This is a genomic window from Flavobacterium sp. P1_E4, assembly GCF_056405915.1.
In genome coordinates this window covers 54,200-69,641 of the sequence record NZ_JBFUBE010000011.1, presented here as the reverse complement: position 1 = coordinate 69,641, position 15,442 = coordinate 54,200, and the positions used below count along the sequence as shown (strand labels likewise).

Here is a 15,442-nt window from a genome sequence, read left to right as displayed (position 1 = left end):
TCCTTATATATTATACTTAAAAGACAAAATCAAATACCTTGGCTGAACTTTATATTGTGAAGTCTTTGTTGAAAATTGAGAAAAACTATCCTCATTTATGGATTTTGTGTTCAAGATATTCGTACCGCTAATTTTATATTCCAACTTACTGCCTTTCTTTTGATAAATCAAACTGGCATTCAGAAAATCATACTTATTGTCAACCGTTTTTTCATTATTGTAATAGTGATAAAACTCATACTCTGTCACAAGTGAAAAGCAATCCAAGAAATAGTAATCCAATTTGGCAAATGGTTTATCTGTGTAAAAAATACTGTTATCATAGTTATTGATTACAGAATTGTAACCAATTTCTAGGTTTGGAAGATCTTTATAATTTGTAGCTCCTTTTATGGTATAACTTTGGGTAAAACTCTCTTTGGAGGACAATATATTGTTTTGTATATTATTAAAAAGTGACCAATTGATATTAGCAGCCAAAGATGCTTTATAATTTTTCAGGAAAGAACGCCCGTAAGATCCGCTTCCTGATATTGTTTCATCGGCAAAATCCGAATTATAAGGCATTGAAGATTGGTTTACACCATCATAGAAAGCTTTGGTTTTTACCGCATCAATTTGTTTGGAATAGGTTAAAAAGGCAGTTATGTTTTCCAAATTAAACATATTGTATTTAAAATAACGCAACGAATGTTGTATGGCTGTTGCATTTTCAAGTGCCCTGCTTCCTTTTCTTAGACTGTTATAATTGCTTAACACAAAACCTTCAGCCAATTGGTTAATATCTGTAAAACTATTGGTGTAAGAGTAATTATAGGTCAATGTCTCCGATTTCTTTATTTGATAAATTGCCAAAAAGTCCGGTAAAAATCTAGAGAAATTTTGAGTAAAATTAGTCCCCAATTGTTTATTAGTCATATTATAACTATGTATGCTCACCCCCGGCGTGAACGTAAACTTCCCTGTCAAAATCTTATAATGCAATCCCAAAAAGGCATCGTCAAAATTATAATTGACATCATTTACATTGACTGGATTGTCTAAGTTATTAACCTCTTGATTATCCAAAATCTGATAAATACCGGAATTAAAATTTTGATAAGAATAAGTATTCCCCAATGTGATATTGATATTGCTTTTTGGTGTTAGCATATAAAAATAATCCACTTTTGCATCAAGCTTACTGGTCGTCACAAAACGGTTTTGAGTAATGTCATTTCGGTTTTGTCCTGGAATATAACCAGCTAAACTAAAGGGTTGAGATTTTAAGTTTGCATTATAAAAAGGATCTTCCTCTTGATACAAATGCTGCATTTCGAAAGCAAAAATATTTTTCTCATTTAGAGTATAAAACAAACTTAAGTTTTGATTTACTGAAATTGGCGATTGCTTCTTTGACGTATTAATAATTTCAGTAGTCGAAACATTATTGACAATAGATTCCCTCACCAAAGGAGATTCCTCATCTTGTTTGGACAGTTTCGTCAAAATATCATAATCAAATTGAAAGTCTGTTGATGGCTTGTAACTGGAACTCAGCTTGAACATCCCCAAATTACTTTTTTGATTTGCCAATTCTTTCCTATTCTCCGTCGATTGAATTTCAGAAGAATTGGGTTCTAAAATATTAGTCTGCGACAGCGTTTCCAAATCGGTAATCGATGAAGATATTATACCAAACCCGCTTAAACTCCATGCTTTATTTACATTGTAAGAGAAGTTTGCAGCTCCAAATTGAGTTTCTATTTCTTTGGCTCGGTTGTTCCTCAAAAGTGAAATACCCAAGTCATTTGAAGAAATATTAAAACTTGAACCTCCTTTGGCCATCATACCTCGAAATCCCCCAGTCATTTTAATATAATCTTGGATTGTCAATGGCAATTCGCCAATATTATTAAAATTAGAAATTAGGTTAATGCTGTATTTCGGGCTGTAATAAAACACTTTTGGGTTAATCACATAACGGCTATCTGTTTGTGCAACTCCTATTCCTGCGGTCATGTCTCCAAACCAGAAATTCTTTTTTCCTGATTTTAGTTTGATATTCATAGCGACATTGTCTTGATTGTTTTCAACTCCTTTAAGAATTGAATTTTCATTGAAATTTCGAAGCACCTGAACCTTATCAATGGCATCTGCTGGAATATTTTTAACTCCTAATTTGGTATCACCGTCAAAGAAATCTTTTCCTTCCACCATTAATTTGGTTACTTTTTTTCCTTCAACCTCGATTTCGCCATCTGCGTTTACTTCGACTCCTGGCAACTTTTTCAAAACATCTTCTAGTTTTCGCTCTGTTCCCGATTTAAAAGAATCGGCATTATAGACAATTGTATCCCCTTTGATAGAAACCGGCATTTCTCGAACAATTTCAACTCCGTCAAGCTCAATCTCCCCAGAATCCATCACAATGCTTTGTGTCATATTTTCATTGGAAGTAGCCATTGCCATTTCCTTATTCTTCATTCCAAGATAACTTATCTTTATGGAGTACTTGGCATTGGGTTTTAGGTTCAAAATAAACTTTCCTTTGTCATTGGTAATGGCATAGGAATCCATTGCTTTGGTATCACTATTCACAGCCATAACATTGGCCATTTCAAGAGGAGTTTTATTACTGTCAAGAATTACTCCTTCAAATCGAATATTTTGAGAAAAGGAAACAGTCGTTAAGAGCAAGAAAAAGAGGTATAATATTTTTTTCATTTAGAATTCTTTCTAAAATTAGTGTTTGATGTAATTATCCTCCTATTCGCATTGGCATTCCTCCACCGTTTCCTCTGTTTCGCTCTCGCATTTCACGCATTTCTTCCATCTTTTTAACCACTATATCATCGTACTCTTTCTGAGAAACCACTTTCCCATTTGTAGATTCCTTGATTTGTGCTTTATCCTTAACATTCATCACCACTTTAGAACATAGAATTGTAGTTTTTCCATCGTTGACTTCCAAAATCAATCCAGGCAAACCCCAATAATTTTCAGGCCCTTGGTTAACAGGGATTTCAGGAGTGTACCAAGCAGTAACTGTAACCTCTTTAGGCATTTCTAATTCAGACATAAAAGAAGTTTTTTTGTCTTTATCTTCTGATTTTACTGCTTCTGGTTTATCCTGATTTTTAGGTCTAAAGTTTCTAAAATCGGTTTTGCTGACTGGTCGAACAGCAGTTGCTTTAAAACAATTATATCCTCCAATAACTCTCGTTTCAGACTCCATTTTCCATTTCAAATCAGGAAGAGAATCTTTAATCAAAAACTCTTTTCCCATAAATTCTTTATCAACAGTATAGGATTTATTTTTTACGTTTTTATAAAAAGTTCCTCCACCGCCCATCATGGAACTCATCATACGCATTCCGCCGCCGCCGCCACCTTGCCCTGGTGCTTCCAATTTTTCCTCTTCTTTGTATATTGATGCCGATTTATCGAAGTTGAGTATAAATGTCTTTTCAAACATTTGTTTCATTCGCTCTTCCATATTCTTTTGCATTTCTGGAGTGATGTCTCTACTTCCCTGCATTCGGTTTTTAAAGTCCGAAGTACTGGTTTTAGATTCATAAACTGCCATCCCTTGAAATTCTTGGGCTTGCATTTGTATTGCTGTTACTGCCAATGCGAAAGTGAAAATTAATTTTTTCATATGTTTTTATTTATTATTGAATTATGAAGCGCACAAAACCATCCTAATTTTTAATTTTTTAGATAATGCCAAAAAGACAAAATACTAACTCTTAGCCCCGGTTGAAGTGAAAATCCTTTTGTGTGCAGTCTCCTCTTTTTTGAGGAGACTGCACACAAAAGATTGCAACGGAAAACGGGACGATACTGGCAAAAAAGCCTAATCTTTCTGCTCCTAATTAATAAATGAACTCCCTTTTATACTGCTGCCGAATAAAAGAAAATTGCACCAAGCGCATCTATACTGAAATCACTTTCAAAAGTATAATTAACATTTCTACTTCGAAAATTGAATATACAAATGGGTAAGAATTAAAGACAGAGAGCCTTTATCTCCTGATTAAAAGATATTGGACACAGTTTTCCCATAAAGGTTTAATGGATAAACCCACAAAAGAAAGAAAAATAAGATTTTAGCCAAAAAAGCGGTTTAACTAGAATGTTTTACCACTCATTTACTTTATTGGCATCCATTTTAATAAAAATGAACAGTAAAATGGTGAATCCCCACAAACCTGATCCTCCATAAGAAAAGAACGGTAATGGAACTCCAATAGTTGGAAAAACTCCAACAACCATGGCAATATTTACAAAAAAGTGTGTAAATAATATTCCCGCAACACAATAACCATATACTCTACTGAATTTGGTTTTCTGTCTTTCGGCAAGATAGATTATTCGAAGAAATAAACCAGCAAAAAGACCTATGACTACTAAGGATCCAACAAACCCCCACTCTTCACCAACAGTAGTAAATATATAATCAGTATGTTGCTCTGGTACAAAACCACCTTTGGTTTGTGTCCCTTCAAGAAATCCTTTACCAAGCCAACCACCAGAACCAACAGCAATCTCAGACTGATTAGTATTATATCCAATACCTTTCATATCTACCTCTTTACCTAACAATATATTAAAACGATCACGGTGGTGTTGTTTGAAAACGTTAGTAAAAACATAGTTTACAGATAAGACAAAACCGGATATGGCAGCAAAAATCATACTACTCAACACAACGTTTCGGTCTCCTATTCTCGATTTATAATGTATAAGAACAATAACCAATAAAGCTATTAAAATAACATATTGAGGCTCTAAAACCAGCGTTAACATAAAAAGCAATATAGTTATAAAGCCAGTCCATACATACCAAGACGGCAATCCTTCTCTAAACAAAACAATAATAAAAATACTGTAGATCAAAGCACTTCCTGGATCGGGCTGTGGCAGTATGAGCATAACCGGCAAAAACACAATTGCCAATGCCTGTAATTGTCTATTAACATCTTTCAAGTTTATTTGCGTATCACTTAGATACTTAGCCAATGCCAAAGATGTGGCTGCTTTAGCAAACTCAGAAGGCTGCAAAGTGAAGCTTCCAAATCCATACCAACAGCGTTGACCAGCAATTGTTTTACCGAAAGCAAATAATCCTAACAAGGATAGTAAAGAAATTACAAATATAATACTGGCATACTTTTCATAAAATTTGCCATCAATATACAATAGAATAAAAATCAAAGGAACAGATAAAGCAATAAATATAGCTTGCTTTTCATAAGTCCCCTCAGTAGAAGACAATGAAGAAGAATAAATATTTAGCCAACCTAAAAACACAAGCAATATGTAGATAATGATACATATCCAATCAATATTACTTGATAAACTTTGATTTTTCATTTGATATGAATTATTGTTTTTTGGTTTTTAATGAGTCTAATTTTTGTGCTGCTTTTATTTTACTGTTCGTAATAGAATCTTGAATGCGCAGTTGTTTTTTCACTTCTTCTGAAAGGCCACCAAGTTTTGCGTAACGACTTTGTAAACTGATATTCAACACTCGAGTTTCCAAATCTGTTCTGGTGATTTTTTTTCTCAAATATTTTTCTATCATTAAACTCGCGATTGGCCCTGCTATAGTTGCTCCAAAACCTCCGTTTTCAACCAAAACAGCTATAGCTATTTTCGGATTGTCCTTAGGTGCAAAAGCGACAAAAATAGAGTGGTCTTGCATTTTAGTCTTTACTCCGTCAATTTTAGCAAAGTTTTCAGCGGTACCCGTTTTTCCGCATATATCAATCCCTTCTACTCGCAAACCATAAGCTGTACCTCTGTTGTAAACATCAAACAGTCCACTAATCATTGGAGGGAAATATTTTTTGTCAATAGTTGTAACGTGTTTTGTGGTAAACTTGGTATCTATTTTCTCTCCTTTTATCTTTTTGATAATATGAGGAGTATAATAATAACCCTCATTAGCTACTGTCGCCATCATGTTTGCCAACTGAATAGGAGTCAACAATACCTCCCCTTGACCGATAGCATTAGAAATAATCGTTTTTCCGCTATAACCCCACCCTGGATACATTCTTTTATACGTTTTTGAAGTAGGAATCTTTCCACTTTTACCCGTTGGTAAATCGTAACCCATAAACTGTCCGAGTCCAAAACTTTTAATATGGTTACTCCAAACATCCACAGCGTAAGGAGTGTTTTTATATTTTCCAATAGTCCTCAAATACACATTCGAAAAATAAGCGTTACACGATTTGTAAATACCAACATGCAGATCCAATACACCACCACCGCAATGACAACGTTGAAATCGGCCGGGAGCATAATAAAAACCGTGACTACAAACAAAAGTCGTTTTTTCATCTATGACCCCCTCTTGTAATCCAACCAGACCAGTCATAATTTTAAATGGAGATCCCGGTGGATACTGTGCCAATAACCCCCTGTCAAAAAGTGGATTTGCAATAGAATCATGATATAATTTCGTGTAATTTTTGGAACGCTGTCTTCCTACCAAAATTCCAGGATCATAAGACGGAGCAGTTACAAGTGCTAAAATCTCACCTGTTTTAGGCTCAATAGCGACAATTCCACCTCGCTTATTTACCATCAACTGTTCTCCGTATTTTTGGATTTCAGCATCAATAGTCAAGTTTATATCCTCACCTTGAACAGCAATTGTATCAAATTTACCTTCTTTATAGGAACCTATCTCTCGATTGAATTTGTCTTTTTGAAAATACTTAACACCTTTAACACCGCGAAGAATTTTTTCATAACTTTCTTCAACTCCTTGTTTTCCGATTAAATCTCCACTTTTATAATAATGGTTTTTTTCAATTAGTTTATCATTTACTTGTGTTATGAATCCAAAAATATTGGCTCCATAATCAACTTCGTAATCACGCAAAGCACGTTTTTGAAAATAGAAACCTTCAAACTTTCTGATTTTTTCCTGAAAAGCGGCAAACTCATTTTTATTCAATTGAGCCAAAAATACAGATGGTAATCTTGGACTATATACTTTTGCTTTCTCTATTCTTTTTATAAAATCATCCTTTGTAATATTCAATAATTTACAAAACTCAAGAGTATCTGTTTTATTCAACTCTCTCGGAATTACCATGATATCGTAAGAAGGCTGATTTGCAACTAACAACACTCCATTTCTATCATAAATATAACCTCTCTCCGGATAATCATATTTGATTTTAATCGCATTATTTTCTGATTTTAACTTAAAAGAATCGTCAATAATTTGCAAGTAAAAAACACGTATGAGTAACAAAGATGCACCAATAATAATTAAAGCTGGCAACAAGACTTTTCTCATCTTTTATTTGGCTTTATTAGGTAAATAAGAATAATACAAGTTAAAATAGTAAACAGTGTGCTTAAAAAAGTTCTAAGTAGAACGTCAAAGAAAAAAGTAATTTGAAAAGATTCCAATAAGAATAAGGCAATATGATGTGTTGTAACTGCCAATAAAATAAACGTAAATCGCTCTGGGGTTAGGACATCATTTAGTTTAATAGTTTGATATTCATAACTAAGTCCAAATGAAAATTTAAAAAAGTAAGGTCTTAAATAAGCCAAAAGAACACATGCTGTAGCATGAACCCCCCCCGAATTACTAAATAAATCCATAATTAAACCCAGAAAAAAACTAGCAATAAGCAGATTTGCTTTGTTTCCGTTTACAGGGTAAAGAATGATGAAAAGGATATAGGGAAATGCGCTTACATAACCTCCGAAATTCATATTATTAAAAACTAGAATTTGTAAAGCTAATAAGAGCACAAAACGAAAAATATTCACTAATAACGTGCTATTCATCTTTTTTTCTTTGGTTTTCTAAATTTTTAATTTCTTCGCTATTTTCAGATTTTATAATATAAACATGACCCAAATTGGTCATATCATTAAATAATTTTACGTTAATGGTGTAATAATGAGTTTTGTCACCGGGGATATATATATTCTCAATAGTACCAATTCCAATGTTTTCTGGAAATATAACCGATTGCCCACCAGTAACGATGGTGTCACCTTTTCGAATACTTGCTAATCTTGGTACGTCAATCAATTGTACAAAACCTGCATTTTTTCCGTCCCAATTCAAAGTCCCAAAATGATCTGAATTCTTGATTTTTGCGTTTATTTGAGATTTTGTATTTAAAATACTGATTACTGTCGAATAATTTTCGGACACATTATCAGTGATTCCAACAATTCCAAGACTATTAATAACTCCCATATCGGGTTTAACACCTGATTTTGAACCAGAATTCAAAGTTAAAAAATTCTCATACACATTAAATGAGTTATGAATAACTTTGGAAACAATAATATCTTTTGGCAGAACACCTTTTAGACTGTCTAAATTAGGAATCTTTGTAGAATCTTGAGTTTTAAACAATAAACTTTTCAAGTTAGCATTCTCTCGCGCAAGTTCGTCATTTTGTTCTTTCAAGTGAAGGTATTCTTCCACAGAATTAATTCTTTCATAAACACCACCGCTCAGAAAATTGGCTGAACTGATAACTTTGCTTCTATGAAAAGAATGAGATTGTATGGTAAGGGATAACGAAATACCCAAAAGCAGCAAAAACAGTATTCTATTACTGTTTTTTATAATAAATGAAAATATTTGCTGCATTTCTTAACGGTATATTGAATGTTAGATATAAAGTAACTTCAGTAAAAGGTATTACTTAATCAAAATGTTTTTAAACTTTGTAATATTCTTAAGAGCCATTCCAGTTCCTCTTACTACCGCTCTCAATGGGTCTTCGGCAATATAAACCGGTAAATCTGTTTTTTGGGAGATTCTTTTATCAAGCCCTCTCAACATAGATCCACCACCTGCAAGATAGATACCTGTATTGTAAATATCGGCAGCTAATTCTGGAGGAGTTTGAGATAATGTTTCCATTACTGCATCTTCAATTCGTTGAATTGATTTATCCAATGCTTTTGCAATTTCTCTATAAGAAACCTCAACCTGTTTTGGTTTTCCTGTTAATAAATCTCTACCTTGAACTGACATATCTTCAGGAGGAGTTTCCAAATCTTCAATAGCAGCACCAATTTGAATCTTTATTTTTTCAGCAGTACTTTCCCCAACAAATAAGTTGTGTTGTGTACGCATATAATAAACAATATCATTGGTAAAAACATCTCCGGCAATTTTAACTGATTTGTCACAAACGATTCCACCTAATGCAATTACTGCAATTTCAGTTGTTCCACCACCTATGTCAACAATCATGTTTCCTTTTGGCTGCATAATATCGATTCCGATACCAATTGCAGCAGCCATAGGCTCATGTATTAAGTATACTTCTTTACCGTTTACTCTCTCACAAGATTCTTTTACCGCTCTCATCTCCACTTCGGTAATCCCAGAAGGAATACAAACTACCATTCTTAAGGCTGGTGTAAACATCCTTTTTTTCAATGCAGGTATGCTTTTGATGAACATACTGATCATTTTTTCTGAGGCATCAAAATCAGCAATTACACCATCTTTTAAAGGCCTGATTGTTTTAATGTTTTCATGCGTCTTACCTTGCATCATATTGGCTTCCTTACCAACTGCAATAATTTTGCCTGATATTCTATCACGCGCAACAATAGACGGGCTGTCAATTACGACTTTGTCATTGTGAATGATTAAAGTGTTTGCTGTACCAAGGTCTATCGCAATATCCTCGGTCATGAAATCAAAAAATCCCATATGCCTTTTAGGGGTTAAAAAGTTATAAATAAATTACGCACAAAGTTAAACAAATTAATGTTTAAAATGACGTGTTCCTGTAAATACCATCGCAAGATTATTTTCATTGCAATAATTAATACTCAATTCGTCTTTGATTGATCCTCCTGGTTGAATCACGGCTGTTATTCCAGCTTTCTTCGCTATTTCAACGCAATCTGGGAATGGGAAAAAAGCATCACTTGCCATAGAAGCACCTTCTAAACTAAATCCAAAAACTTTTGCTTTTTCAATAGCTTGCAATAATGCATCTACTCTTGATGTTTGTCCTGTTCCCGAAGAGATTAAAGTACCGTTTTTAGCGAAGACAATCGTATTTGATTTAGTATTCTTACACACTTTAGAAGCGAAAATCAAATCTTCAATTTCTTGCTCCGTAGGTGCTGTTGTTGTAACGGTTTTTAAGTCAGCTTTAGTATCAGTGATATTATTTCTTTCTTGAATTAATAAGCCATTCAAACATGTTCTCACCTGCTTTTGAGGTAGTTCAACATCATTTTGAATTAAAATAATTCTATTTTTCTTTTCTTGTAAAATAGCAATTGCTTCGGCATCATAAGATGGAGCGATTACAACTTCACAGAATAATTTATTTATTTCATTGGCAGTAGCCACATCTATTGTCGTATTAGCAATCAGCACACCTCCAAAAGCAGAAGTAGGATCACAAGCCAATGCAACATTGTAAGCCTCAGAAATAGTATCTCTTGTAGCTAATCCACAAGCATTGTTATGTTTTAAAATTGCAAATGTTGGGCCGTCAGTCTTGAATTCGTGAATTAAGTTTACCGCAGCGTCAACATCCAATAAATTGTTATATGATAATTCTTTACCGTGAACTTTAGTGAACATAGCGTCAAAATCTCCGAAGAAAAATCCTTTTTGGTGTGGATTTTCCCCATATCTTAATACTTGTCCGTTTTCTATACTAGCTTTATAGATAGTTTCGTCAGTATTGAAATAATTAAAGATAGCTCCATCATAATGAGAAGAAACATGAAAAGCTTTGGTAGCCAATAATTTTCTGTCTGCCAATGTTGTACCTCCATTTTGAGCAGTAATCATGTCCAAAAACAGACTGTATTGATCCATAGAAGGAACGATTACGGTATCTTTAAAGTTTTTTGCGGCAGCACGAATCAATGAAATACCACCAATATCTATTTTTTCAATAATATCTTCTTCACTAGCTCCTGAAGCTACTGTTTTTTCAAAAGGATATAAATCAACAATTACCAAATCAAGCTGCGGGATATTGTATTCCTGCATTTGTTGTACATCACTTTCATTATCTTGACGGTTTAAGATTCCACCAAAAACCTTAGGATGCAATGTTTTAACTCTTCCACCTAAAATAGAAGGATAAGAAGTTACATCTTCAACAGGAATAACAGGGATTCCTAAATTTTTAATGAATTCCTCGGTTCCTCCTGTAGAATAAAAAATTACATTTTGCTCGTGCAGTTTTCTTACAATTGGCTCAAGACCTTCTTTTGAAAAGACCGAAATTAATGCTGATTGGATTGTTTTTGTTGTGTTCATTGAGTAGTTATGATTATAAAGTGCAAAAATAGTTTTTTTTGATAATATAATTCAATAAAAAATATGTAACAATGTCTTAAAATAACATACCAATTGTTAAATGTATTTTTTTTAGGTTTTTGAAACCGCTCAGACGAAATTTCTTCACACTTAAAAATAAAAAGCGGTTCCTGACAACCAAATTTTAAATACTTTTCGGAAGAAATAAAAAGATAGAATTTTACACTAATACAAATTCAAAAAACATGCTAGTTTACCTACGATTATTAAAAGAGAGTTTTGGTTTTGCCATGAATGCTTTACGCAGTAATAAATTAAGAACACTACTTTCTCTATTGGGGGTTACTATTGGTATATTTTCTATAATAGCAGTACTTGCGGCAGTAGATTCATTAGACAGAAAAATTTCAAGTGAGTTAAGCAGCCTGGATAAAAACACTATTTATTTATTGAAATTTTCGTTTGGCCCTTCGGACATACCACAATGGAAAAGAGAGCAATTTCCTAATGTAAAATATACAGAATATGTTTATCTAAAAAACACAATGACTCACACAGAACAGATAGGATACCAAATATTTACCAAAAGCGAATCAATAAAATACGAATCCAACACAGTGAGTGACGTGAATATTGTTCCTGTTTCCTATGAGTTTATAGATATTCAGGGATTGAAATTTGAAAAAGGAAGATTTTATAATGAATCTGAAGCCAACTCAGGAACTCCGGTAATTGTAATAGGTAACGATATTGCAAAATCACTTTTTAATGACTCTGAACCCCTAGGAAAAAATGTGAGATTATATGGTCAACGATTTACCGTAATAGGCGTTTTAAAGAAAGAAGGCTCTTCGCTTGGTGATAGCAATGACACTGCTGCTTTTATTCCAGTTAATTTTGTTCGTAGGCTGTATGGCGATAATAATCCAAATTTAACGAATGTAATCATATTCAAACCCGAAAATGGAGTGGATATGGAAGAGTATAAAAGTGAGATAACGCAAAAACTAAGAAATTTTAGAGGACTGAAAGCTGGTGAAATTGACAATTTCTTCATCAATGTTTTTGGTGGATTTCTCGATCTCATCAATGGAATAATAAGTTCTTTACGATTAGGTGGTATTTTTATAAGCTTTTTTTCCTTTCTCGTTGGAGGCTTTGGAGTTGCTAATATCATGTTTGTTTCCGTAAAAGAGCGAACCAATTTAATAGGTATACAAAAATCATTAGGCGCCAAAAACAGATTTATATTATTCCAGTTTTTATTTGAAGCTATCATTCTTTGCGTTATTGGAGGCACAATTGGTTTATCAATTGTCTGGTTATTATCAATCTTATTGACTAATTTATTAGATTTTGAATTTGTTTTAAGTTTTTGGAATATCTTAATCGGCTCAGGGTTGTCAATTATTGTTGGGATAATTTCAGGAATTCTTCCAGCAATTAGCGCATCCAAACTAGATCCTGTGGAAGCCATTAGAACCGGAATGTAGTATGTTGTATTTTCGTTATTTAATTGTAAATTTTGAAGACTAGAAATAATTAGGTATTTTTGGTAAGCAGACCTATTTAAAAAATAAATAAATGAGCTTTATTCTAAAACCTGTTGATACTGTTGAGTCTATTACTAGAGAAGATTTTAAAAAAAATTATTTAGATAAAAGAAAACCATTAATTATAAAAGGACTAACTAAGGATTGGCCTGCAAGAGAAAAATGGTCAACCGATTATTTCAAGCAAATTGCGGGAGATATTGAAGTAAAACTAGTGGACAATTCCAAAGCTGATCCAACTAAAGTAATTAATGCCTCTATTGCCAGTATGAAATTTGGCGAATATCTGGATTTAATAAAAAGAGAACCTACAGATCTGCGTATTTTTTTCTTTAATCTATTCAAACACAAACCCGACTTAGTTAATGATATAAAAGTTCCAAAAGACTTAATGGGTGGGTTTATCGAAAGCATGCCTGCTATGTTTTTTGGAGGCTCCAAGGCTATTACCTTTTTACATTACGACATCGACTTACCTCATCTTTTCCACACTCATTTTGGAGGAAGAAAACACATTATATTATTTGACAATAAATGGAAAAAAAGGCTTTATTGCATTCCCAATACGACTTATGCATTAGAAGATTATGATGTTGCCAATCCAGATTTCGAAAAATTCCCTGCATTAAAAGGAGTTGAAGGTTATGAAGTTTTTTTAGAACACGGCGACACCTTGTTTATGCCAACAGGGATGTGGCACTGGATGCGCTACATAGATGGCTCTTTCTCACTGACGCTTCGTGCATGGGATCGATCTATTACTCGCAAAATGTCCAGTGTTTGGAGTTTATTCATGCATGGTGCTGTAGACAGCGCCATAAAAGTAACCTTCAAAGGGCGTTATGCAAAATGGCGAGAAAAACTGGTTTTTAAAATAGCCGAAAAAGAGCTTAAAAAAGGAAGACCGAAAAATTAGCACAATTTAGAATTGCCTTTTTCTGAAAAGCAGATGTAAAAAAGAGATTGTCTATACTTTTTAGACTGCACTCTTTTTATCTTTAGTTTTTCCTTTTAACAAATTCAATAGGTTCTTGAAATTTTATTCTTTTTTTATCCCATTTAATATCATCGGAATCATAATGTTTATTTTTTTTTATATAAAAAATAACAGTATCTTCTTCTTGAGTTGTTCGTCGTATAGCAACAAAATCTCGATCTCTCTTATAAAAGTTTAAAGATTTACGTAAATCGAAAAAAATTTTAGAATTTATAGTATCGGAATGTGATGCAATAAAAGTTGCATTTCTAAAATCATCATTGTAATTCAACTTTATAAAATCAAAAATGTTTTTATTTGAAATTTCAATTAAATCTCGGGGATTTAAATCTACAAAATAAGGAATTGTATCTGCTGTAAGTGTCCCACAAATCATACCTATTCCTTTGTTTTTCATGTAATAAACAGTAGTGTCAGAATTAATAATAAAGGTATCAGTTCCATTAAATAGCCAGCCAGGAATAGGCGGAGGAGGAGGAATTGTATCACTACCACTAATTTTTTCTTTGCTTTCATGAGAAATTATATAAGGAATGTTTTTTTTTATACTTTCTTTCTTGTGACAATTCCCAAAGAAGAAACAAATAATTAAGCCAATAAAAATTCTTGTCATAAACGGTAAGATTAAAATTAAAGATATAAAAAAATCCCAAGAAAAATTTTCCTTGGGATTTTATGTTTTTAGAAGTTTAAAAACTATCTAATTTCATTATTTTGAATCAAATCGATGTATAAGTTAATCTTATCTTTCAATTCTTTTCTAGGCGTAATAAAATCTAAGAAACCATGTTCAAGAAGAAACTCGGCAGTTTGAAATCCTTCCGGTAAATCTTTACCTGTTGTATCTCTTACCACACGTGGACCAGCAAAACCAATTAAGGCACCTGGCTCAGAAATATTGATATCTCCCAACATTGCATAAGAAGCAGTTGTTCCTCCTGTAGTTGGATCGGTACAAAGTGAGATATAAGGTAATTTAGCTTCGGCTAGTTGTGCCAATTTTACAGATGTTTTTGCCAATTGCATTAAAGAATAAGCAGCTTCCATCATTCTGGCACCACCAGATTTGGATATCATTACAAAAGGTAATCTATTCTTGATCGCATGATCAATTCCTCTTGCAATTTTCTCTCCTACAACTGCCCCCATAGATCCACCGATAAAGGCAAAATCCATACAGCAAATTACTAATTCTCTCCCTTTTGATTTTCCAACTCCAGTGCGCACTGCATCTTTAAGTTGGGTTTTGTCCATAACCTCTTTTAATCGATCTGCATATTTCTTGGTATCAACAAAATGCAATGGATCTTTAGAAGTCATATTTTTATCTAATTCAACAAACTCATTGTTGTCAAATAAAATATCAAAATAGGCTTCACTCCCAATTCTAACATGGAAACCATCTTCGGGACTTACAAATAGATTACGAGCTAATTCTTCAGCGTCAATAATTTTCCCTGTAGGTGATTTGTACCAAAGCCCTTTTGGAATATCCATTTTGTCTTCAGTAGCCGTAGTGATTCCTTTTTCTTTTCTTTTAAACCAAGCCATTTTTTTTTATTTTAGATCAAAATTTAAGGTTTTAGATTTCAATACGAA

12 protein-coding genes are annotated in these 15,442 nt (G+C 33.2%); 2 read left to right on the top strand and 10 right to left on the bottom strand.

The window, feature by feature from the left end:
* Positions 1–3: 3 nt before the first annotated feature.
* The 8 genes from AC1DY0_RS11785 to purH form a co-directional block, all read right to left on the bottom strand.
* Positions 4–2,706: a carboxypeptidase-like regulatory domain-containing protein gene (locus tag AC1DY0_RS11785; RefSeq protein WP_477188796.1), complete on the bottom strand. Its 2,703-nt coding sequence runs from the start codon at positions 2,704–2,706 to the stop codon at positions 4–6.
* A 34-nt stretch (positions 2,707–2,740) separates the two neighbouring features.
* Entirely contained in the window at positions 2,741–3,640 is a 900-nt protein-coding gene (locus AC1DY0_RS11780; RefSeq protein WP_477188795.1) for a GLPGLI family protein, read from the bottom strand.
* Between the two features lie 482 nt (positions 3,641–4,122).
* Complete coding sequence (gene rodA / locus AC1DY0_RS11775) at positions 4,123–5,358, bottom strand: rod shape-determining protein RodA (RefSeq protein ID WP_477188794.1); 1,236 nt, start codon at positions 5,356–5,358, stop codon at positions 4,123–4,125.
* A 10-nt stretch (positions 5,359–5,368) separates the two neighbouring features.
* Entirely contained in the window at positions 5,369–7,306 is a 1,938-nt protein-coding gene (mrdA, locus tag AC1DY0_RS11770; RefSeq protein WP_477188793.1) for a penicillin-binding protein 2, read from the bottom strand.
* Positions 7,303–7,809, bottom strand: coding sequence for a rod shape-determining protein MreD (mreD, locus tag AC1DY0_RS11765; RefSeq protein WP_477188792.1), 507 nt, complete (start codon positions 7,807–7,809; stop codon positions 7,303–7,305). The genes mrdA and mreD overlap by 4 nt, the downstream gene beginning before the upstream one ends.
* Positions 7,802–8,632 carry a rod shape-determining protein MreC gene (gene mreC / locus AC1DY0_RS11760; RefSeq protein ID WP_477188791.1) on the bottom strand — a complete coding sequence of 277 codons (831 nt, stop codon included), beginning with the start codon at positions 8,630–8,632 and terminating at the stop codon, positions 7,802–7,804. The genes mreD and mreC overlap by 8 nt, the downstream gene beginning before the upstream one ends.
* A gap of 51 nt (positions 8,633–8,683) precedes the next feature.
* Entirely contained in the window at positions 8,684–9,712 is a 1,029-nt protein-coding gene (locus tag AC1DY0_RS11755) for a rod shape-determining protein (RefSeq protein ID WP_100433056.1), read from the bottom strand.
* Positions 9,713–9,766: 54 nt separating this feature from the next.
* On the bottom strand, positions 9,767–11,293 hold the full coding sequence (purH, locus tag AC1DY0_RS11750; RefSeq protein WP_477188790.1) for a bifunctional phosphoribosylaminoimidazolecarboxamide formyltransferase/IMP cyclohydrolase: 1,527 nt from the start codon (positions 11,291–11,293) through the stop codon (positions 9,767–9,769).
* A 245-nt stretch (positions 11,294–11,538) separates the two neighbouring features.
* Between purH and AC1DY0_RS11745 the strand changes: the two genes are divergently transcribed.
* Positions 11,539–12,786, top strand: coding sequence for an ABC transporter permease (locus AC1DY0_RS11745; RefSeq protein ID WP_477188789.1), 1,248 nt, complete (start codon positions 11,539–11,541; stop codon positions 12,784–12,786).
* Positions 12,787–12,877: 91 nt separating this feature from the next.
* The gene (locus AC1DY0_RS11740) at positions 12,878–13,762 is read left to right on the top strand and encodes a cupin-like domain-containing protein (RefSeq protein ID WP_477188788.1); all 885 of its coding nucleotides are present in this window, start codon (positions 12,878–12,880) and stop codon (positions 13,760–13,762) included.
* An 82-nt stretch (positions 13,763–13,844) separates the two neighbouring features.
* Here AC1DY0_RS11740 and AC1DY0_RS11735 read toward each other — a convergent pair whose 3' ends face one another.
* Complete coding sequence (locus AC1DY0_RS11735) at positions 13,845–14,456, bottom strand: hypothetical protein (RefSeq protein WP_477188787.1); 612 nt, start codon at positions 14,454–14,456, stop codon at positions 13,845–13,847.
* Positions 14,457–14,539: 83 nt separating this feature from the next.
* Positions 14,540–15,394 carry an acetyl-CoA carboxylase, carboxyltransferase subunit beta gene (gene accD, locus AC1DY0_RS11730; RefSeq protein ID WP_477188786.1) on the bottom strand — a complete coding sequence of 285 codons (855 nt, stop codon included), beginning with the start codon at positions 15,392–15,394 and terminating at the stop codon, positions 14,540–14,542.
* Between the last annotated feature and the right edge of the window lie 48 nt (positions 15,395–15,442).